Source organism: Fibrobacter sp. UWP2 (genome assembly GCF_900141705.1).
Taxonomy (GTDB): domain Bacteria; phylum Fibrobacterota; class Fibrobacteria; order Fibrobacterales; family Fibrobacteraceae; genus Fibrobacter.
On sequence record NZ_FQYM01000016.1, the window covers coordinates 50,527 to 69,078 of the forward strand.

Here is an 18,552-nt window from a genome sequence, read left to right on the forward strand (position 1 = left end):
AATTAATCGCCCGAAAGTTTGACCAAATAGCCCTTTTTTTCGAGTTCCAGCTTTAAAATGTTGCGCTTATCGCCCTGGATTTCGATGTTGAAGTCTTTGACGGAACCTCCCACCCCGCATTTTTGCTTCAAGGCGCGGGCCAGCTCCTTGAGTTCATCTTCATCGAGGGGCACTCCCGTCACGACGCTCAGCATTTTACCGCCGCCCATCCGCTTGAGCTGGATGCGCACGACTCCGTCGCCCTGCGGGCGCTCGGCCTTGGGCTTTTCTTCTTTAATGCGGCCGACGCCGGTCGCAAAGACGAGTGTGGAACGCGGTTCACTCACGAGGCTCCCCCTTTTTGCCAAAAATCAACGCCACGAGCAGCCCGATGACAACATACAACAGGACCGCCGCCAAAAGGCCAACGAACTCGGACCCCGACAGGGCCTCGACCTTCACGAACAGCCACACCGAAACGGGCATCGCAACAAGGAAGAGGATTCCGGGCAAATTCTTTTTCATTACTTAACATCCATCTCAGTGGTCTTGCCGTCGGCGGTGACCTGGTAACGGCCCTTGAAACCGCGGAACTTCGCCACGCCGTCGTTACCAGCGGTCGCGGTCGCCTCGGTGGTCCACTTTTTGTGCCAGAGGTCGTAAATGCGTTTGGCAGCCTCTTTCTCGTGACCGTCGGCACCAATGATGCCGCCGTTCTTGATCCAGTGGCGGTTATCCCAAAAGCCCCACAGCACAATGCCGTTAATGGCCGGGTGGCTAAAGGCGCTGCGGATGAACTTTTCGTAAGCGTCGGCCTGGCCCTTTTCGGAGAGCGTCATGCCCTGGTCCCACGTGCCAAAGTCCAGTTCCGTCACCTTGATGGGGAGCCCAAGCGAGGCAATCTTGTCGAGGCGCTCCTTGATGAGGGCCGGCTCCACCGGACGCGCGTTAAAGTGGCACTGCACGCCCACGCCCATGATAGGCACCTTGCGGTCGAGCATGCCCTTGATGAGGCTTACATAACGGTCAGTCTCAGCCGCAGCGACCACGTTGTACTCGTTCAGGTACAGCATGGCATCGGGATCGGCCTTGTGCGCCCAAATGAAAGCGCTGTCGAGGTACTGCCATCCGCAGGTGTTGAAGGTGTAGGACTCGTGCAACGGTTCGTTCCACACGTCGTATTCGGTAATCTTGCCCTTGTACTCCTTGAGGTCACGATCAATGCGCGCCTTGAGCATTTTACCAAAATCATTGCACTGCTTGGGCGTTTGCGGGTTGGAATAGTGCTTGTCGAATCCGTACCCCTGGTGGCCCCACATGAGGGCGTGCCCGCGGAGCTTCCAGCCGTTGGCCTGCGTGAAGTCCACGTAGCGGTACATTTCCTTTTTGAGGATCTTGCCCTTCTTGGGTTCGTACTCGGGCCATTTGAACTGGTTCTCGCTCACCGCGTGCCAAAAGAATTTTTTCGCCTTGGCCTTGTACCAGTTCTCAATGCTGTCGCTCTTGCTATCGGTCGTGATGTTGAGCGCCGTGCCAAACGGGAACGCGTGGCGCAACAGCTTCACCGAGACTTTAGACCCGGGGGCGGCCTTCACGGTGAAGTCCTTTTTGCGGAGGCTGTCGATACGGGATTCGGCGGTCTGGTACCAAAGCGTGTCCAGCGTTTCAGCCTTTTCGATCCGCACATCGTCCATTTGGATCCAACCCTTTTGCAGGCCCACATGGAACGTGACGTTGTTGAGGCCATAGCCCTTCTGGTCGGCGAGAAACTTCATCGAAAAAGTCTGCCACTTGTCGGTCAACTGGAAGCTGGCGCTCTCCTTTTGACGGTAGTCGGGAGGGCCTCCCTGCACCACCGCGTTAATGGGCATGTTGCCCTTCGCCTTGAAGGAGAGCGTGTAGTATGCGGAATCGGCAAGGAACTTGGGCGGCTGTAGCTGGAGCCCCCACCAAATCTTGGGGAGAGTCTTCACCACCACCTTCGCACCCTTCGACTTGTCGACGCCAAGGCCTTCCACAGCAATTTGCGTTTCAACGGTCGCCGGGCCATCGGGGTTGTTCCACAAGTACCAGCCGCCATCGCCGTACTCCATGTCGCCATTGCTCAAAACGTTCTGCGCAAAGGCCGAGGTGCAAAGGAGCGAAGCCGCCAAGGCGGCACCAAATGCCATACAACAAAAAGATTTCATTGAAACCTCCAAAATCTACTCCAATATAGTTTAGTTATGCGGCGGCATGTCCCGCAGCGAGAGTGTCCTGTACCGAATACGCAAAGGAATCGACAAAAAGATCCGCTTCCAATCAAAAAACGCAAAGAAAACGCCCTCGGACCAGTGAAAAGCCATTATACGAAAAGCGCGCATCCTCTTGTAACAAATCCTGCGAAGAGCCCTGTACTGTTGCCACGCGGCATAATTCCCAAAATTCCCGCCTGCAAGCACTTCGTCAAGCAACAGGTGACCGCGACGGGCATCAGGCCTGCAAAGCAAGAGGGACGCATCCAAAGCAAAAATCTTCTGCAGAACCCACATCATGGCGCCGCCCATGACACCAAGCCCCAAGTACTTTAAACGGGATGCCACGTAGTCGCGCTCCTCGGGAGTCGCCGACCGAAGCAAAATAAAGTAATCCGTTATTTGGCGTAACCCAACTCCCCCAGTCAAAAGATGGCGCTCGATGTGCGCGAGCTGCATTACCAAGGCGAACATGGCAGAGGGTACGTTAAATCCCTCGGGCACGGGCAACAGATCCACAAGTTCTTCACGCAGGTACTTTTGCAGGCGGGCATTCAAAAACGGGTTGAAGAATCCCGATGACGGACGGAAGTGCACCTCGACACTAATGCCTTTTTCGTTAGAAACCATGTGCACGTGATGCGAGCTCTTTTCAGAACCTTCGAGCAGTTTTTTTTGCCGAAGCCAATCAATGACATCCTTTTTGCCGCCGTCCACCCAAATGTCAATGTCGCCCAGCTGGCGTGCAAAGCGGTCCGGGTAGAGCCTCGCGTTCGCAGGTCCCTTGAGGATCGCCGAACGACGTCCCTCGGCATCGACAAACCGCGTCAGCCGTGCCGCCTCGTCATAGAACTTCTGGTTGAGCCCCCTGGTGCTCTCGGCGTCACTCGCCCACTGGAAGGCTATCTCCCTGGGAGGGCGGAATTCGGCCTGCAACCGCGACACACCGCCATACAAAATCCCAAGCATCAACTGCTTTTCGGCAAGCCCATATACGCTTTCCCATTCTTCGGGAGTCAAGCGGAAGCAAAAATCCGCATCTACCCCCAGGGAAAAACGCAGCAAAGCAACAAACTTGTCTTTAAGCACATCCATTTGCAAGCCTAAATATAACAATAATGAAAAAACGAACACAAAAAAAAACGAATGGATGCACTTTCACTATTCAAAAAGGTTAAATTAAAAGACATGCACTACAAACCTTATCGCGACTTGCTTCTTGAACTCTTCCCCAACTACCTCAAGGTTCGCAAAATGCCCCTGAACGGCGGTTTCAGCTGCCCGAACCTCGACGGCACCAAGAGCTATTCCGGCTGCAGCTACTGCAACAACCGCAGCTTCAGCCCGGTCTTTGACCAGGCCAAGGTCCAAATCCAGGAACAGCTTGACACGTTCGTGCCCAAGCTTCGCGAAAAATACCCGAACGCAGGGATCCTTGCCTACCTGCAGCCCTACACCAACACGCACGCGCCGCTCGAGCGCCTGCACGAAATCATCGACCCCATTGTAAAGCACAAGGAAGTCGCCGGACTTGCCATCGGCACGCGCCCCGACTGCCTCGAAGACGACAAGATTGCGTACCTGGCTGGGCTCAACCAAAAGAAGCCCATCATTGTCGAGATTGGGCTGCAAACGGCAAACGACCTCACGCTCGCCGCCATCAACCGCAGGCACACCCTCGCCGAATTCGAGGATGCCGTCAAGCGCTGCAAGGCGGCGGGGCTCACCGTCACGACCCACGTGATTGTGGGGCTCCCGGACGAGAATATGAACGACTTCAAGCACACCGCACAGGTAGTGCACGACCTCGGCCTCGCCGCAGTCAAAATCCACCCGCTTCATATTGTGGCAGGGACCATGATGGCGCAAGACTTCTCGAGCGGCGAAATCAAGCTGCTCTCGTTCGAGGAATACTGCGAAGCCGTCGCCGAGATGATCAAGATTATCGGTCCCGACATCGCCATTGAACGTTTTAGTGGCGAAAGCCCCAGCGAAATGCTCCTCGCCCCCAACTGGTGTGGGGAACGCGAAAAAATCATTGAGCAGGTAGAAAAAATACTGAGCCAAGGCGACCAGGCGTAAGGCCGACTTTAAATCAGTTACAGCGTGACCGTCTCGTCACACAGTTCGCAAACCACCTTGCGGTGCGTTATAAAGATCATCGTCTTTTGCGGGTAGGCGGCAAAAAGCCGCAGGTACATTTCGCGCTCGGTCGCCTCGTCGAGCGACGCGCTGATTTCGTCGAGCAGCAAAATGGAACCCGGTCGCAACAAACCGCGGGCCACGGCAATGCGCTCCGCCTGTCCTTCGCTAAGACCACAGCCGCGTTCGCCCAGTTCGGTATCGAGCCCTTGCGGCAAGTCATGCACAAAGTCGGCGCAGGCCGTGTGGAGGGCGGCATTCAATTCTTCCTCAGTCGCCGAGGGCTTCGCCAGCAGCAGGTTGTAACGAACCGAGCCGCTCATGAGCGTGTTGCCCTGCGGAACAAAAACATAGGCAGAACGCGGCAAATGCGTAATCAAGCCCGAAGTCGGCTTTATGAACCCGAGCATCAGGCGGAACAAGGTCGACTTCCCCACGCCGGTCTCGCCCATCAAGGCAGTCTTGCTGCCGGGCTTGAACTCGTGTGTAAAATGCGAGAGAATTTCACGGTCGCCCTTGGCATAGCGGAACGTGACGTCGTCAAAAACGATTTCACCCTTTTTTGGGGCGTCGGGCAGGTGAACGTCCTCAGGTTCGTCCAACCTGTTGGTCTCCAGTTCTTCCAGGCGGTCAATGCTCGCCGTCGCATGGATGACCTGCGGTGCCATGTTCAAAAGCGAAAGGATGGGCTGCTGGATCTGCCCCACCAGCTGTAAAAAAGAGGTCATCACGCCGAAAGTGATGGCGCCACTGCGAAGCCCGAGACCGCCCCACACAAAGGCCAGCATGTAGCCGAGCCCAAAAGTACAGCCAAGCATGAACCGCGTAATCGTGGTAAAGCGCGTGCGGCGCAAAACATTCCCGCGCAAATCCCGCTGCATGGAATCCAGCTGGTCTGCCATCCAACGCTCGCTCTCCATGGAGCGCAAAACCACATTGTGCTCCACGCCCTCCTGCACATGCATTTGGATGCGGCTTTCGCCTTCGCGAATCTCGAGCGTCATGTGGCGCAGCCTATGCGCCACGAACTTGCCCACCACAATCGCCACCGGCGTGAGCAAAACCAGCGCCCAGGCAAGTCGCGCGTCAAACCAGCGCATCAGCAAAAAGGCGCCCACCAGCTGGCAAGAGGTCACCACGATTTGCGGTAGCGTCGCCGAGAGAACGTCGCCCACCGCCTCAATGTCCTTGGAGAGTCGCGATGTCACGTCGCCCGAATGCAGTTCCTTTTCGTCGTAAAGCCTACGGTTGAACATGCTGCTGAACAACCGCAAACGAAGCTCGTTCGTTTTGCGCACGTTCGCCGAAGTCGTCATGTACATGTAGACCTGGCGCAAAACGACTCCGCCCACGATTGTCCCCACAAGGAAAACCACCATGCGAATAATGTCGGCATCGCTCCCGTTTTTTATGGTAACGTCAATAAAATGCTTGCTGAGGCATACCATGAGGAGGCCAAACGAAACCTGCAAAAGCCCCACTGCAACGCGGACTAACGCATTGAAACGGATTCCGCTTGTATTACGCCACAGCCAAGCCAGGTACTTCATTCCACCACGCCGACTTTTTGCCACTCGTCCACAATCGAGGCCACATCCGCGCGAGCCTGTTCCTGCGCAACGTCATATTCACCGCAAAGGGCTTCCGTCAGGCTGTCGATGGTAAACTCGCCCTCGGCAGCCTTTTGCCACAGCCAGGCGGCCGTTTCATTTAGGCAGAGCATACGTCCAAAATCGAGGGCTCCCAGCCCCTCGCCCATAATCACCTGTTCGCCGCACACTTCGCGCAGCACAAAGCCGTCCTTGAGTTTCATGCCTGTTCCTTAAAAAAAATACATGCCAAATATATAAAACAAACGACGAAATCAAACGGTCTTGAACATTCTGCGTAGTTTAGCGCACACTCGCCTGGGCAAAAAAAGCCATTTTCGAACAGGGCAAAGCCACACCCAAAGCTTGGCAGCACAGCGGCGTGGCAAAAAATCCATGGAGCGGCGCCTGCCGTTGGCGCCCACCACATGAGTAGCGATTGCCTTCACATCGTTCAATGTGCAATGTTCAACACCCGCCAGGTTTCCGTCCCCCATGAGGGTCACACTTTCGCCTTCCAGCGCAATGACCCGGTGTACCACATAGCGGGAGCCCTCCACAAAGGCAAGCACCACATCGCCCACCTTGACCTTTTGAGGTTTCGCAAGCACCACACTTTCGCGGCCGCCCTCCACAAAGGGGAGCATGCTGCGACCGTTCACGGGGAACGTGACGCACACACCCGATTGAACCAGACGGATGGCTTCTGCCATAATCTGGGCGTCCGTCGGGGTTTTCGCTGCCACGGCATCAAAACAGATCTTTGCCGCCGCCTCGTCGGGCAGGCATTCCAGGTAATACATCCTGGCGGACTTTGCAAGCGCATTCTCCGTCTGGTGCAAGGAATCCGCCATGGCGCGATCCCAGCGCTTTCCCGAAATGCTAATCACAAGCGCGGCATAAGCTTCGACACCCTCCAAACGGCGAATCTTGTTGTAGGGAGCCTGACTCAAAAGCACAATGCCTCCCAAGGGGAGAGCCACATTCTTGTAGCACGGAGTCTTCCCGCTCCACGGCGAACCGTAGACCCAAATTCCGTCTTCCCGAATGCGCACCACCGGATTGTCGTCGTTTATGAGTTCGCAACCATCGATGTACTTGAGCCAGAGCCTTGCGTGCGTACTCTTGCCCGTCCCGCTCTTGCCCAAAAACAGGTAGCCCATGCCCGAGTGACTCACGACAGCCGCGTGAAAAAGAGCCGTTCCCATTTTTGATGTTGACAAGGCATACAAAACCATCAAGGAATTGTTCAAGGCAAACTTTGGGAAAGAATCCTCCAGCAAAAGTTTTGCACTGGAATAATCCGGCGTACAAACCAATGTTCCCGTAAGGGAACTGCCCAAATAGAACTCATAAACCGATTCGCCCGCGCCCGTGTGCCCGCACACAATGCGCTGCCCCTCGTCTTCTTGGCGTGTTTCCTCCACAAATTCCACGGCAGGCGTTCCGTCCGCACTAGCTTCGCGATTTTCAATATTCAATTCAAAAATCAAGCTGGAGCCGGCATCGGATTCAGGGCACTCGAAGGGACCTGCGTTCTCCAGCATCCCGTCAAAAGCGAATTCCGCCTTCACGGCAAAAACATGACCTGCGACCTTGTAAAACCTAGTGTTCAACATCACCTCCCGCCCAAGGCGAGCTTTCCCACCCTCATGCGTTTGGGAATCAACGAGATAGTCGCCTTCCAATACCTGAATTCACACCAAATGACCTCGACCGGGTCAAACGGAATAAAACGGACAGCCCTGATGCGGTCCTTGACCCAACGTCTCAAAATTCCCTTGTTGTAGCGACTGTCATAGAATCCAAAGTTCCCGCCCGAAAGAATCACCTTAAGCAGCCACTTGCCTCGGTAAGCGTCCGGCACGCATAGCATCTGCTCGTGCCCCAACGCAAGGACCTCCTGCAGAACCCACATCACCGCAGCGGCAATGTAACTGAGCCCCAGACGGCGCAACTGCCGCGCCACATACTCGCGATCTTCGCTGGAGGCATTTTGCAGCAGGACATAATAGTCCACCAGCTGGCGGAGGCCAATACCACCACCAAACAAGTGCTGGTATATGTGCGACAATTGCATCACCAGGGCAAAACGGAACGAGGGTACGTAAAATCCCTCGGGTACAAGCTCCAGGTTTTTCAACTCAGAGTTCAAATAAGCCTGCAAACGACGGTTGGCAAAGGGATTTCTGCTGCCCGAAGAAGCCCTGTAATGAATCTCCACCGTAACGCCGTTAGCATCCTTAGGAAGGTGCACGTGATGGCGACTACAGGGTCCTACAGGGAAATGCATTTTTTTTAAGAGCGCAAGGACATTTTCACGACCGCCTTCAACCCAAAGGTCTATGTCACCGGGCTGGCGAATCAAAGGATCGGGGTAAAGCCGGGAATTCGCCTGCCCCTTCAAAACGGCCGTACGGACTCCCTCCGCCACAAAAAGGGATGTCAGGCGCGCCGCCTCCTTATTCTGCAAAAGGTTCATCCCCTTGACTGCCTCGGCCTCGTAAGCCAAGCGCATCAAAACTGGAACGGGGGGACGGTTGCCCTTGGGCAAACGATTGATCGCCTCATACAAAATTCCAATTAAAGATTGTTTTGACGCCTGCTTATAGAGGAGACCCCATTCTTCTGCCGACAAAAGTTCCAAATTCGCCATCGACTGACCCAAGCCGGCTCGTAACAAAAGGAACAGATGACTATAGTACGTGGTCATAGAAAACATTAAAAATATAGCAAAGGCCAAATATCCAGTCCCTCTTTTCTTTCTATATTTGAGCGCGAAAGAGGATTTTAAAATGGCAAAAAAAAGTACCCAGACAAACATGTGGACTGGCCGCTTCGCCAGTGGAATGGCCCAGAGCATGGTCGATTTAAGCTTTAGCCTGCAGTTCGACGCCGAGCTCATCGAAGAGGACATCGAAGGGAGCATCGGTCATGGCAAGGGGCTTGTGGAATCGGGCGTACTCAGCAAGGCGGAATACAAGAAGATTTGCGACGGGCTCAAGTCCATCCTCAAGGACTACCACGAAGGCAAGAACCTTTGGAAAGAGAGCGACGAGGACATCCACATGGCGGTGGAACGCGTGCTCACCGAACGCATCGGCCCCCTCGGCAAAAAGATCCACACGGGCCGCAGCCGTAACGATCAGGTGGCGACGGACTTCAAGCTCTACATGCGCCACCGTGCCGCCGAAATCCGCGCCCTCGAGGTCTCGCTTATGGAGACGGTCCTCGACCTCGCCAAAAAGTATTTCGGCAAGATGATGCCCGGCTACACCCACATGCAGCAGGCGCAGCCCATCTACTTCAGCCATTACCTGATGAGCATGTTCTTTGCCGTGAGCCGCGACGTGAAGCGTCTCGACAACTTCTTGGAACTGCACAGCGAACTCCCGCTCGGTAGCGGCGCCATGGCCGGCTCCGCCTTCCCGTACCACCGCGCCTTGGTGGCCAAGGAACTCGGATTTAAGGGAGTTTCCCCGAACAGCATCGACGCAGTGAGCCACCGCGATATGATGCTCGAATTTGAAGCCGACCTCGCGATTATCGCAAACACCTTGAGCCGCTACGCCGAGGACTTTGTGAACTGGAGCACCAGCGAATTCGGGTTCCTCATCCTGCACGACGCGTTTAGCAGCGGATCTTCCATGATGCCGCAAAAGAAAAACCCCGACTCCATGGAACTCATCCGCGGAAAGTCGGGCCGCATGCTCGGCAACTTCAGCGCCATGTACACGCTGGTGAAGGGAGCTCCGCTCAGCTACAGCCGCGACCTGCAAGAAGACAAGGAACCGGTCTTTGACAGCGTCCACAACGTGAAGGTCATCCTCCGCGTGATGAAGGAGGCTCTGGAAAGCGCACGCTTTAACTTCGACAAGATGCACGCGAAGATGCTGCCGGCGCTTTTGGCCACCGACCTCGCAGATTTGCTGGTCGAATCCGGCGTGCCGTTCCGCGACGCCCACCACGTGGTCGGTAGCCTAGTCGGCGAAGCCGCCCGCCAAGGCCTTGAATTCACGGACCTCAGTGACGAGGCCTGGGCAAGCGCCGGCGTCCCGAACGTAAAGCAGATGAAGAAGACGCTCACCTTCGAATACAGCGTTTCCCGCCGTAACATCGAAGGCGGAACAGGCCCCAAGAGCGTCAAACAGCAGTTTGTGAAGGCTACAGCCCTCCTCAAAAAATTCGCCAACTTGCGTCCATAAAATTCAAGATTCAAGCAGCAAGCGGAACCACTGGCAGTTTCAACATCCTTGCCATTGAATTCCCCAATTAATTATAAAGACAGGCTATTTTTTGTCTTGTGGCACTAACCGTTCCACAATGCGGAACAGGTCGTTGTAAATCTCGAGAAAATCCTCGATCCAAATCGGGTCGCGCTCGCCCACTATGTGGAACGTCTCCTCGAGCGTGTGCTGGGCGTTGTAAGGGCCCACAAGCGTCCCTTCGGGCTGGCTGTAGTTGCCGTGCTGATACGCGGTAACCGCGGCCAGGCGTGCGCGGTAACTACGGCGGAGGCGCGCAATCAAAGCGGAACGGAGCGAAAGCAGCTCCTCGTGGGCGTCCAAGAACTTGGAATCCAAAATCCACTGTTCCACCATCTTGAGGCGTCGACCAATGGACTCGCGCTCCGTGGAGGGCACCAGCATGAACTTGGCGGCAATAGTCTTGCGGATCCGGGCCAGTTCGCCATTAAGGAGATCCGCATTCCAAAACACCATGGGCTGCACTTCGGCCTGCGAAACAGATTCCGCCGCAGGCGTGTGCGTTTTGAGCCAGCGATCCAGCTTGTCGAGGACCATGCCCGCCTCGGGCATACGGTCAATGGCCACGTACTCCTGCGCACGCGTGAGCAACGAATCGGCATAGACCATGCGCCAGTGGGGCAACTTGCCCGACTTGCGGATGCCGTCCATGCTCAGCCGAATGTTGTCGATACGCGTCTGCATTCTTCCCTACTTCGCCTTCTTTTCGTCGTCGCCCATCTTTTGAAGAGGCGTCACACCGATTTCCACGCGACGGTTCAAACGGCGGTGCTCGTCGCTGTCGTTGGGGTACTTGGGCTGGAACTCGCCAAAACCCGCGGCAAACAGCCTGTCGGGCGGGAAACCCTGCTTGATCAAGGTCTTCACCACGTTCACGGCGCGTTCCGTAGAAAGGTTCCAGTTGGTATAGTACGGGTGCTTGAAGTCCTTAAAGGGCACGTCGTCGGTAAAACCGCTCACCATGATCACGTCGCTCTCGCCGAGCACGTCCAAAAGGCCCCTGCTAATGCCCTCAATCACACGCACGCCCTCGTCGGTCAAGTCCGCCCCGTTCACCGGGAAAAGGAAGCTCGCCTGAATCTGGATTTTGCCGTCTTCAAGGGCAATCAAACCCTTTTCGATGGACGACTTTAGGCTCTGTGACAAAAGTGCATTGCGTTCGCTGGCGATTTTCCTCATTTCTTCTTGGCAGCTGAGCACTTCCTCTTCGGTACGGGTAAGGTCCTCGGCCTTTTGCTCCTTGAGGGTCGCCATCGCCACAAACGCGAGGATGAACAGCGAAACCAGGGCTACACCCAAGTCCGTATAGGCCATCCACGGGTTGTTGTTTTCTTCGCGACGCAGTCGCATAGGTTATCCCTCCACCTTAGGCTGCTGGGCGGCAATGTTCGCGCGTTGCGCCTGTTCCATGACCTCGAGGAGGATTTCCTGGGTCTTGACGGCGTTTTCCATAAGCACTTCGCTGGCGCGCTCGTGGAAGGCTTCCAAAGTCTGGTTGAGGTGTTCCACAAAGTTCTCTTCTTCGTCGTGTTCGGCAGTATCGCCGCTGAGTTTTTCCAAAATCGTCTCGAGACCGCTACGGAGCATCTCGAGGTTCGCGCTCAGTTCCGACTGGTTTACGCGCATCAGTTCCGCGGTCTCCACGAGGTTTCCGCCCAAGGCGTCCGTCGCTTCCTTTTCCTTGACCACACGGTTGTCGATGCTCTCGGTAAGAGCCTTCTGGGCTTGCAAAAGGGTCACCGAAGTATCCGAAAGCTTTTGGAATGCGCCCAAAATGTCGTTCGAGAGGGCGCCCAGCTTTTCGGCAACCGACTGGCTGAGTTCCGCAGAACCCGCCTGCGCCTTTTCGGCGACCTGCACGGCCACGTCCTTGAGGGTCTCGATACCGGCGCGTTCCTGTTCAAAGTTCGTGCTCGTCGCCGTAGCAAGGCGATCCATGAACTGCTTCCACTGTTCGTTTGCCGCCTTCACCTGCTCGGAGACCGATTCGGTAATCTTTGCCGATGTAGAAGTCATCGCCTTTTCGGTAGAGGCGCTAACCTCGGCAAAGCCAGTCTTGACCTGGGCGGAGACCGCCTCCATGGACTGCTTGAGCGAATCCGCCACGGCCTTGAAGTTGTCGTTCACCGGGGCAATCGCCTTGGACAGTTCGGCACCCATCTTGTCGACCGCGCCCACCAGGTTCGTGTGGACCGAGTCCACCACCGCGTTGAGGTTCTTGGTCACCAAGTTGAACAAGCGTTCCATTTCACTCTTGTCGGAATCAATCACCTCGGTAGAATCGCCCTGCATGTCGAGCGTGAGCTTGTCGAGGCGTGCCATAAAGGCATCGCGCTTCGCCGCAAGTATAGTGCGGCTGGCATTCAAAATGAGAGCCGCGAACAAGCCGCAAAGGCTGGTACCAAAAATGCCCTTCATGTTCTGGAACAGCACCTGGATGGTATCGAGCGTGCCCTGCGTAGTCGAGTTGTCCATCGCACCGCCCGCGGTCGCGACCGAGTACATGAGACCAAAGAACGTACCCATAAGGCCGAGCAGAATCACGGTGCCGCTGGAGCTGCGGGGCAAGGCCACATTGGAGCTGCCCGTAAGCACCTCGAAGGCAATGGGCGAATCCAGTCGAATGCCCTTTTGCAAAAGTTCCTGGGCAAGCTTGATGCGCTTGGCCACCACGCCGTCGCCATTCACCATAAACGACTTGCGGCTTTCGCACGAGTCAATCAATTCTTCTTCGGCAGCGACCTGCTTGACTTTGCCCATTGCCAAAAACTGTTCCACAAGGAACACTGCAAAGATGGCAAGCATAATGATCCAGCCAAACAGCGGAGCGCCGAAATAGAAGGCGCCGGCAACGAGCACGGCAAAGCCCACTATGGTCAGCAAAAGGATGGAATTGAATGCATTCTTCATAGTTTACCCTAGTTAATTTTGAGTCCTGTTAGGATTCATTGTTTCAAACAAGTTAAGTTGACCGCGGTTGAACCCGCGGAGGAACAAAGCCCACTTGCTCTGATACCAGTCAATAATCTGGAGCGTGAGACCGCGGGCGTAATCACAAAAATCGTCGGTAAAGGCCAAAAAGCAGTTCTCGTAGGCATAATGCGGGTTCCAGAAACGGCCCACATTGCGAGCGCAACTCGTTGCCGAGGTGTAATAACGCGGTTGGGACTTGCTCGCAAACGCCGCGGCAAAACGCTTTTTGGCAATCTGGTTCAGCGACATGCGGAGCGAAACAATCATCGCGTTCTCTTTTTCGCGAAGGCTCGACTCCAAGCACGGCAAAAGCTTAGAGACCGCGTCCACGGCGCTCTCGCCATGCCAGTACTTGCAAAGCTTTTCTTGAAGCTGCATCACGCGGCCATGCATGCGCACAAACAACGGTTCGGCGTCGCTCACCAGCAGGTGGATGGTCGCAGAATAAAACGCACTAATGTCCTGCTTGTTGTTCTTCACGGTGAGGGTCCAGCCCTTTTCTTCGTCGTGCGTCAAAAAGTCACCGCCCTCCAAGAGCAAGCGCAGCACCTCGTCGGTCGAAAAGCGCTGCATCCACTTGGCACGGAACTCGTCGTAGAGCTTGTTGGCGTCCGCCTTGATTTGCGGGAAACTCGCATCGCAAAGTTTCCAGGCGGTCTCGCTAAAGCTGATGAGCTCCGAGCCGCCCACGGCCTCGTCGCGGTTGTTGATCATCGCGTCCAAATGCTCGAACAAGGCAATGGACCACGTGACCATCATGGACTGCGAAAGAGTCGCCATCATCAGCGGACGGTCCGGACGCGCCGAAAGGCGCATACTCGTCCCCGTCATCTTGCGGATTGCTCGGCGAAAAGACTCTTCCACGTGCTACCCCTTAGAATCCCGTTTCAATGCGGTGCCACACATTGCGGCTCACGCGCTTGCCCTGGCTCACCATCTCGGCACTCTCATCGCGCACGTCGGTTTCCAGGTTGCCCTTGATCAGCGAGAGGTCCCCGTCATAGACACCCCCGTGTTCCAAATAAAGTCCATAGACATTGCCATTCACCTTGGTGTCGGCGGCAAGCACCTTGCTCGCCCGCACCGATATGGCAAAGCGGTTACGCGAAAAATCGCAACGCGAGAGGAAAATCTCGGGAACGTCGTCGATCCACAGTCCGTAATAGTTGTTGATGAACTTGACGTTCTCAAAGATGCCGCGCGTGCGGAAGACCGTGTTGCGGAAGGCATTCTCGACCTTCATGTTCTTGACTTCGAAGGGTCTGCTGCTCGAAACAAAGTGGATGCCGTTCCAGCTCTCGCTGGAGTCGGCGCTGCAAAAAACAATCGGCTTGGCCTCGGTGCCCAAGATCTTGACCGGACCGCGAAGCATGAGCTTGGCGTACTCGCCCATGAGGACCGTGACACCTGGTTCCACTTCAAAAGTATCGGTCGAGCTCAAAACCACGCCCTGTTCCAAAATATAGGGGCTGTCCTTTTCTTGCAAAAAGACCTTACCATTTTCCACCTGGGGGAACGGCATCTCGCCCGCAAAAGCAAATGACGCCAAAGCAAGCGCGCCCGAAAGGGCTATTTTACTGAGCTTGTTCAATTTCGCCCCTCAGTTTAATCTTTTGAATCACATGCATGTTCGGGAGCACCTGCGAAGCCACAATGTCGTGGATGTTCAAATGGCCCGAAAGTTCAAGTGAACCCGTGGTGACGACCCCGTGGGTGATATCGAACAAAATCGAACCCGAACCCACGATAAAGCCGTCGCTCTCCATGCGCACGTCCGACGTGGAATCCGGCACTTCCTTGTACTTCACGTTCATGCCGATCTTCGCCATCTGCACGCCGTCGTGCAGGTACAGGTCCTCGAGCTTGAAGGACTTGTAGACCGTCGTGGTACGGCCATTGGCCGGGATCTCGACCGGGCGTTCCCAAACGTCGCCCAGCTTCACAGGCGTCCCCGGAAGCACAGGCTGAACCTTCATAAAGAGCTTCATCAGGTTCAGCTCCTCGGTACCCGGCTGCAAGGCGACATCCTCCACAGAAGGGTCGCTAATGGAGCCGTCGCCGGTCATTTTGAACTGGAAATGCTGCGTAGCGAGGTATTTTTCAATATAGCGGAAGTCCTCAACCGAACGCTTGTCGCTCTTGTAGTCCACCGTGTCGATTTTCATCTCGAATCGAGCCGAGCCGTTGTCGAAACTGACCGTCTGCGTGAGGGTCGAGCGCGCCTTCAAGGAGGTCTCCATGGACTCGGGGGTCGTATTCATGGTGTCCTGGGGGGCGAACACATTCAGGTTTGCTTCCAGGGTGAATTTTTGAACGGGGGCGTTCTGGGTATTGAACGCCAAAGAAACATCATTGCTTTCGCAAGAGCACAAAAAAGTGAGTGCCGCAGATGTGGCACAAATCTTGATAAAATTCATGCCTTGAATGTAGTAAATAGTTGGCGGTTGGCTGCCCGCAGAACTTAGTTCTGGGGGCCCTTGTTGCCAGAATCGCCCTTTTCAAGTCGCATCCGCTGGAAGAAGGCCTTCAACAGGCCCAGGCACTCGTCAGCGAGTACTCCGCCCACAACTTCGACCTCGCGCTTGAGGGCGTTGTTCGAGATTACGTCTATGGTCGTGCCGCAACCGCCAAAGCGTGTATCCGGAGAGCCGTAGACCACGCGGGAAACGCGGCTGTTGAGGATGGCCCCCGCGCACATCGGGCAAGGTTCGAGCGTTACATACAAAGTAGAGCCATCCAAGCGCCAGTTCTCGAGCTTGCCCGCGGCGGTTCCGATGGATAAAATTTCGGCATGGGCGGTGGCGTCCCTCAGCATCTCTATCTGGTTATGGCCCTTCCCTATCACCACACCATCCTTCACGATAACGCAACCGATGGGAATTTCCTTCTCGTCGAAAGCCTTCTCCGCTTCGCGGAGCGCCATGCGCATGTATTTTTCGTCGTCGGCAGTGAAACTCACAAGCCTCTCCCGTACGCGCAGTAGGAATCTTCTTGCATGTAGTCGCCGTCGTGGTAGTAAGCGGCACGGGCGCGGCAACCGCCGCAGCGGTCGTTGAACTTGCACTTGCCGCAGGCGCCGGAATAGGCCTTGGTGCGGAGCTTCTTGAACACGTCCGCATTCGCCCAGATTTCGTCAAACGACGTGTCGTGAACGTCGCCCGCCTCTTCCATCATGTAGGCGCAGGGGCGCACCTTCCCGATGGGGCTCACGATGCAGTAGTCAATGCCCGCAAGGCAGCCGCGGCTGTAGCGGGTCTTGATATCCAACTGGTCTGCAATGCGCAGGAACTGCGGGGCGCATGTGGGTTTGACGGGGATTCCGAGCGTGCGGCTCTTTTCCATAATCTTGCGGAGGAGTCCCTCGTATTCGGCAACGCGGAGCGCGTGTCCCTCGATTTCCTTACCGCGTCCCACGGGAATCAGGAAGAAAATCTGGTGGTTCACCGCACCGATTTCCTTGACCCAGTCCATGATGTCGAAAATCTCGTTCTGGTTCCAGTCCATGATGGTCGTGTGAATCTGGAACGGGAGGCCCGCCGCCTTGCAGTTCTCGATGCCCATCATCGTGAGTTCGAATGCGTTCGGGAGCCCGCGGAAATCGTTGTGGCGCTTGGGGTCGATACTGTCGATGCTGATGCCCATGGCCATAGCACCGGCAGCCTTTAACTTGAATGCCAAGTCGTGCGTGATGAGCGTGCCGTTGGTACCGAACACCGGGCGTAGCCCCTTGCTCGAGGCGTGCGCGACAAGTTCCACAATGTCCGGGCGGGTCATCGGTTCGCCACCGCTAAAGATCATGATCTTGAACCCCGCCTTCGCGATTTCGTCAATCAACTTGAGGGCTTCCGGCGTCGTGAGTTCAGCAGCCTTATTCTCGCCTGCGTCCTGGTAGCAGTGCTTGCAGGTCAGGTTACACTTGTTGGTGGTCATCCAAGATACAATCATGTAGCCAAATATACCAAAATTATTCTAGGCACGGACTTCTAATGAACAAACATTTCGCAAGTGAAATTACCCGTCAAAATAGTCTGCCCATATAAATAAAGGGTGCCTTCGGGATCTTCACAAACCATTTTGGCTTCTTGTTCGTCACAGGTAGAACCCACAACGCCACCCGCACGTTCGCAATCCTTTATGTTTTGTAAATCGTCCGAACCCATTAAACACAGTGAAGCGTCGGGAGGCAAAAAACTAAACGTGCACGAAAAAGTACTAGGCTCGTAATTGCTGCACCCCGCAAGCAAGGCTGCGAACACCAGAGGCGTAAGTATTTTCGCTTTCATAGATCCTTTAAGGTCTACAAAGTTTAGGGCGTCGTCAACAATTCGCACATGGATTGATCAATGTCCTTGCCATAAAAGAACACGGAAGATCCATCGATTTTGCATTCCACGGCGTCTTCGGTCTCGCAAGAGGAATCGAACTTGCCGCCTTCGGCAAGGCAATCCTCCTCGTCGCCCTCGTATGCAGGTCCCTGTTCACAAATAGTGAGTGACCCGTCCTTATAAGTACAAGAGGATTCACTCGAGGATTCATCGTCTCCGCAGGCGGTAAAAAGAGCGAGGGCACCGAGAACAGCAATAAGAGCGAGTTTTTTCATATTCATCCTTTATAAAGCGTTTACAATCCCATCATTCTTTGAATGTCGTTACAACTGATTGAATTCAATTGTGCTATATCATAGGAGTCTTCTGCATAAATAAACATGTATGTTTCCTCCTCCAATTCACATTTCTTTTGTTCACCACTAGGGCACGACGAACCGAAATCGCCATCTTGATTCGTACACTCTGTCGAGGCGCCGGGGTAGTTCTCTGTTTCAGCACAAAACTTCATTGAACCAACTTTAAAAGTGCATGATACCGTGGAATCGCTTTCGTCGTCTCCGCAAGCGGTAAAAAGAGCGAGGGCGCCAAGAGTGGCAATAAGAGCGAACTTTTTCATATTCATCCTTTACGAAGCGTTTAACGTGATAAATATAAACAAAAACGTCCCGGAGTGTAACTCCGGAACGCATATAAGGGTTTATCTAGCCGATATTATTCTTCAGTGAAGAAGGAACAATTCATGCCATTAGCTTCACCATAGATGTAAATGGTGCCGTCTTCAACCGAGCAAGTAAGAGAAGCCCCACCTTTGCAGCTAGAACCGAAGGTACCACCCATTTCCTTGCAATAATCTTCAGCTTCGCCATCCGGATCCGGACCTTCGCCGCAAATTTCCATTTGCCCCATTTTGTAAGTGCAGGAGGCGTTATCACTAGAGTCGTCGTCACGAAGATGCCCCAAAGTTAGTTGAAATTTCTGCAACCAAAAAGAAAAAGGTGGTCTCCAACTTGTAAATTTGGTTCAGCAAAAAAACACCAAGCAA

The 18,552-nt window shown here is 54.8% G+C and carries 22 protein-coding genes; 2 read left to right on the plus strand and 20 right to left on the minus strand.

Translation table 11 applies throughout. The annotated features are described in order from the left end of the window. Nucleotides 1–2 precede the first annotated feature (2 nt). From BUB55_RS08765 to BUB55_RS08780, 4 genes are read right to left on the minus strand one after another with little or no spacing between them, the layout of a single operon-like run. A complete protein-coding gene (locus BUB55_RS08765; protein WP_073190051.1) occupies nt 3–326 on the minus strand; it encodes an SUI1 family translation initiation factor in 324 nt (107 codons plus the stop codon). Beyond that, entirely contained in the window at nt 319–504 is a 186-nt protein-coding gene (locus BUB55_RS08770; protein ID WP_073190053.1) for a hypothetical protein, read from the minus strand. The genes BUB55_RS08765 and BUB55_RS08770 overlap by 8 nt, the downstream gene beginning before the upstream one ends. Continuing rightward, nucleotides 504–2,150, minus strand: coding sequence for an endo-1,4-beta-xylanase (locus BUB55_RS08775; RefSeq protein WP_073190055.1), 1,647 nt, complete (start codon nt 2,148–2,150; stop codon nt 504–506). The genes BUB55_RS08770 and BUB55_RS08775 overlap by 1 nt, the downstream gene beginning before the upstream one ends. A 48-nt stretch (nt 2,151–2,198) precedes the next feature. Further along, the gene (locus BUB55_RS08780; protein WP_073190087.1) at nt 2,199–3,308 is read right to left on the minus strand and encodes a nucleotidyltransferase domain-containing protein; all 1,110 of its coding nucleotides are present in this window, start codon (nt 3,306–3,308) and stop codon (nt 2,199–2,201) included. A gap of 93 nt (nt 3,309–3,401) precedes the next feature. Here BUB55_RS08780 and BUB55_RS08785 point away from each other — a divergent pair, with 93 nt between their 5' ends. Further along, nucleotides 3,402–4,295 carry a tRNA modification radical SAM protein MnmL/YtqA gene (locus tag BUB55_RS08785; RefSeq protein WP_073190057.1) on the plus strand — a complete coding sequence of 298 codons (894 nt, stop codon included), beginning with the start codon at nt 3,402–3,404 and terminating at the stop codon, nt 4,293–4,295. 17 nt (nt 4,296–4,312) lie between these two features. On the opposite strand, the gene BUB55_RS08790 is transcribed toward BUB55_RS08785, so the two are convergent. Genes BUB55_RS08790 through BUB55_RS08805 form a run of 4 tightly spaced genes read right to left on the minus strand, consistent with a single transcriptional unit; the run spans nt 4,313 to nt 8,657 of the window. Next, a complete protein-coding gene (locus BUB55_RS08790; protein WP_073190058.1) occupies nt 4,313–5,905 on the minus strand; it encodes an ABC transporter ATP-binding protein in 1,593 nt (530 codons plus the stop codon). Beyond that, nucleotides 5,902–6,168, minus strand: a complete 267-nt coding sequence (locus tag BUB55_RS08795) for a PqqD family protein (protein WP_073190060.1) — start codon at nt 6,166–6,168, stop codon at nt 5,902–5,904. Before BUB55_RS08795 ends, BUB55_RS08790 begins: the two co-directional genes overlap by 4 nt. A 51-nt stretch (nt 6,169–6,219) precedes the next feature. Then, the gene (locus BUB55_RS08800; protein ID WP_073190062.1) at nt 6,220–7,563 is read right to left on the minus strand and encodes a hypothetical protein; all 1,344 of its coding nucleotides are present in this window, start codon (nt 7,561–7,563) and stop codon (nt 6,220–6,222) included. Further along, on the minus strand, nt 7,563–8,657 hold the full coding sequence (locus BUB55_RS08805; protein WP_073190089.1) for a nucleotidyltransferase domain-containing protein: 1,095 nt from the start codon (nt 8,655–8,657) through the stop codon (nt 7,563–7,565). Before BUB55_RS08805 ends, BUB55_RS08800 begins: the two co-directional genes overlap by 1 nt. A gap of 82 nt (nt 8,658–8,739) precedes the next feature. Here BUB55_RS08805 and argH point away from each other — a divergent pair, with 82 nt between their 5' ends. Next, nucleotides 8,740–10,149 (plus strand): argininosuccinate lyase, encoded by a 1,410-nt coding sequence (gene argH, locus BUB55_RS08810; RefSeq protein ID WP_073190064.1) that lies wholly within the window; start codon nt 8,740–8,742, stop codon nt 10,147–10,149. Between the two features lie 84 nt (nt 10,150–10,233). Here the strand turns inward: argH and BUB55_RS08815 are convergent, their stop codons facing one another. The 12 genes from BUB55_RS08815 to BUB55_RS08865 form a co-directional block, all read right to left on the minus strand. Beyond that, nucleotides 10,234–10,893, minus strand: coding sequence for a hypothetical protein (locus BUB55_RS08815; protein WP_073190065.1), 660 nt, complete (start codon nt 10,891–10,893; stop codon nt 10,234–10,236). 6 nt (nt 10,894–10,899) lie between these two features. Continuing rightward, complete coding sequence (locus tag BUB55_RS08820) at nt 10,900–11,559, minus strand: OmpA/MotB family protein (RefSeq protein ID WP_073190067.1); 660 nt, start codon at nt 11,557–11,559, stop codon at nt 10,900–10,902. Between the two features lie 3 nt (nt 11,560–11,562). Further along, entirely contained in the window at nt 11,563–13,119 is a 1,557-nt protein-coding gene (locus BUB55_RS08825) for a hypothetical protein (RefSeq protein ID WP_073190068.1), read from the minus strand. 12 nt (nt 13,120–13,131) lie between these two features. Next, complete coding sequence (locus BUB55_RS08830; RefSeq protein WP_073190070.1) at nt 13,132–14,046, minus strand: hypothetical protein; 915 nt, start codon at nt 14,044–14,046, stop codon at nt 13,132–13,134. A gap of 10 nt (nt 14,047–14,056) precedes the next feature. Continuing rightward, complete coding sequence (locus tag BUB55_RS08835) at nt 14,057–14,773, minus strand: right-handed parallel beta-helix repeat-containing protein (RefSeq protein WP_073190072.1); 717 nt, start codon at nt 14,771–14,773, stop codon at nt 14,057–14,059. Then, complete coding sequence (locus BUB55_RS08840; protein WP_073190074.1) at nt 14,757–15,599, minus strand: hypothetical protein; 843 nt, start codon at nt 15,597–15,599, stop codon at nt 14,757–14,759. The genes BUB55_RS08835 and BUB55_RS08840 overlap by 17 nt, the downstream gene beginning before the upstream one ends. A gap of 44 nt (nt 15,600–15,643) precedes the next feature. After that, nucleotides 15,644–16,141, minus strand: coding sequence for a tRNA adenosine(34) deaminase TadA (tadA, locus tag BUB55_RS08845; protein ID WP_234971878.1), 498 nt, complete (start codon nt 16,139–16,141; stop codon nt 15,644–15,646). Then, nucleotides 16,138–17,127 (minus strand): putative heme d1 biosynthesis radical SAM protein NirJ2, encoded by a 990-nt coding sequence (nirJ2, locus tag BUB55_RS08850; RefSeq protein ID WP_073190075.1) that lies wholly within the window; start codon nt 17,125–17,127, stop codon nt 16,138–16,140. The genes tadA and nirJ2 overlap by 4 nt, the downstream gene beginning before the upstream one ends. A 38-nt stretch (nt 17,128–17,165) precedes the next feature. Then, a complete protein-coding gene (locus BUB55_RS14005; RefSeq protein ID WP_143152982.1) occupies nt 17,166–17,465 on the minus strand; it encodes a hypothetical protein in 300 nt (99 codons plus the stop codon). A 23-nt stretch (nt 17,466–17,488) separates the two neighbouring features. Continuing rightward, nucleotides 17,489–17,782 carry a hypothetical protein gene (locus BUB55_RS08855; RefSeq protein ID WP_073190077.1) on the minus strand — a complete coding sequence of 98 codons (294 nt, stop codon included), beginning with the start codon at nt 17,780–17,782 and terminating at the stop codon, nt 17,489–17,491. Between the two features lie 20 nt (nt 17,783–17,802). Beyond that, a complete protein-coding gene (locus tag BUB55_RS08860) occupies nt 17,803–18,126 on the minus strand; it encodes a hypothetical protein (RefSeq protein WP_143152983.1) in 324 nt (107 codons plus the stop codon). Nucleotides 18,127–18,221: 95 nt separating this feature from the next. Then, complete coding sequence (locus BUB55_RS08865) at nt 18,222–18,470, minus strand: hypothetical protein (protein WP_143152984.1); 249 nt, start codon at nt 18,468–18,470, stop codon at nt 18,222–18,224. Nucleotides 18,471–18,552: the final 82 nt, after the last annotated feature.

What these genes read in the sequence shown, in the direction of transcription:
- BUB55_RS08770 (WP_073190053.1), bottom strand. Translation starts at nt 504, where the DNA reads ATGAAAAAGAATTTGCCCGGAATCCTCTTCCTTGTTGCGATGCCCGTT.
- BUB55_RS08820 (WP_073190067.1), bottom strand. Translation starts at nt 11,559, where the DNA reads ATGCGACTGCGTCGCGAAGAAAACAACAACCCGTGGATGGCCTATACG.
- BUB55_RS14005 (WP_143152982.1), bottom strand. Translation starts at nt 17,465, where the DNA reads ATGAAAGCGAAAATACTTACGCCTCTGGTGTTCGCAGCCTTGCTTGCG.
- BUB55_RS08785 (WP_073190057.1), top strand. Translation starts at nt 3,402, where the DNA reads ATGCACTACAAACCTTATCGCGACTTGCTTCTTGAACTCTTCCCCAAC.
- argH (WP_073190064.1), top strand. Translation starts at nt 8,740, where the DNA reads ATGGCAAAAAAAAGTACCCAGACAAACATGTGGACTGGCCGCTTCGCC.
- BUB55_RS08855 (WP_073190077.1), bottom strand. Translation starts at nt 17,782, where the DNA reads ATGAAAAAACTCGCTCTTATTGCTGTTCTCGGTGCCCTCGCTCTTTTT.
- BUB55_RS08790 (WP_073190058.1), bottom strand. Translation starts at nt 5,905, where the DNA reads ATGAAGTACCTGGCTTGGCTGTGGCGTAATACAAGCGGAATCCGTTTC.
- BUB55_RS08840 (WP_073190074.1), bottom strand. Translation starts at nt 15,599, where the DNA reads ATGAATTTTATCAAGATTTGTGCCACATCTGCGGCACTCACTTTTTTG.
- BUB55_RS08805 (WP_073190089.1), bottom strand. Translation starts at nt 8,657, where the DNA reads ATGACCACGTACTATAGTCATCTGTTCCTTTTGTTACGAGCCGGCTTG.
- BUB55_RS08825 (WP_073190068.1), bottom strand. Translation starts at nt 13,119, where the DNA reads ATGAAGAATGCATTCAATTCCATCCTTTTGCTGACCATAGTGGGCTTT.
- BUB55_RS08780 (WP_073190087.1), bottom strand. Translation starts at nt 3,308, where the DNA reads ATGGATGTGCTTAAAGACAAGTTTGTTGCTTTGCTGCGTTTTTCCCTG.
- BUB55_RS08860 (WP_143152983.1), bottom strand. Translation starts at nt 18,126, where the DNA reads ATGAAAAAGTTCGCTCTTATTGCCACTCTTGGCGCCCTCGCTCTTTTT.
- BUB55_RS08775 (WP_073190055.1), bottom strand. Translation starts at nt 2,150, where the DNA reads ATGGCATTTGGTGCCGCCTTGGCGGCTTCGCTCCTTTGCACCTCGGCC.
- nirJ2 (WP_073190075.1), bottom strand. Translation starts at nt 17,127, where the DNA reads ATGATTGTATCTTGGATGACCACCAACAAGTGTAACCTGACCTGCAAG.
- BUB55_RS08800 (WP_073190062.1), bottom strand. Translation starts at nt 7,563, where the DNA reads ATGTTGAACACTAGGTTTTACAAGGTCGCAGGTCATGTTTTTGCCGTG.
- BUB55_RS08815 (WP_073190065.1), bottom strand. Translation starts at nt 10,893, where the DNA reads ATGCAGACGCGTATCGACAACATTCGGCTGAGCATGGACGGCATCCGC.
- BUB55_RS08795 (WP_073190060.1), bottom strand. Translation starts at nt 6,168, where the DNA reads ATGAAACTCAAGGACGGCTTTGTGCTGCGCGAAGTGTGCGGCGAACAG.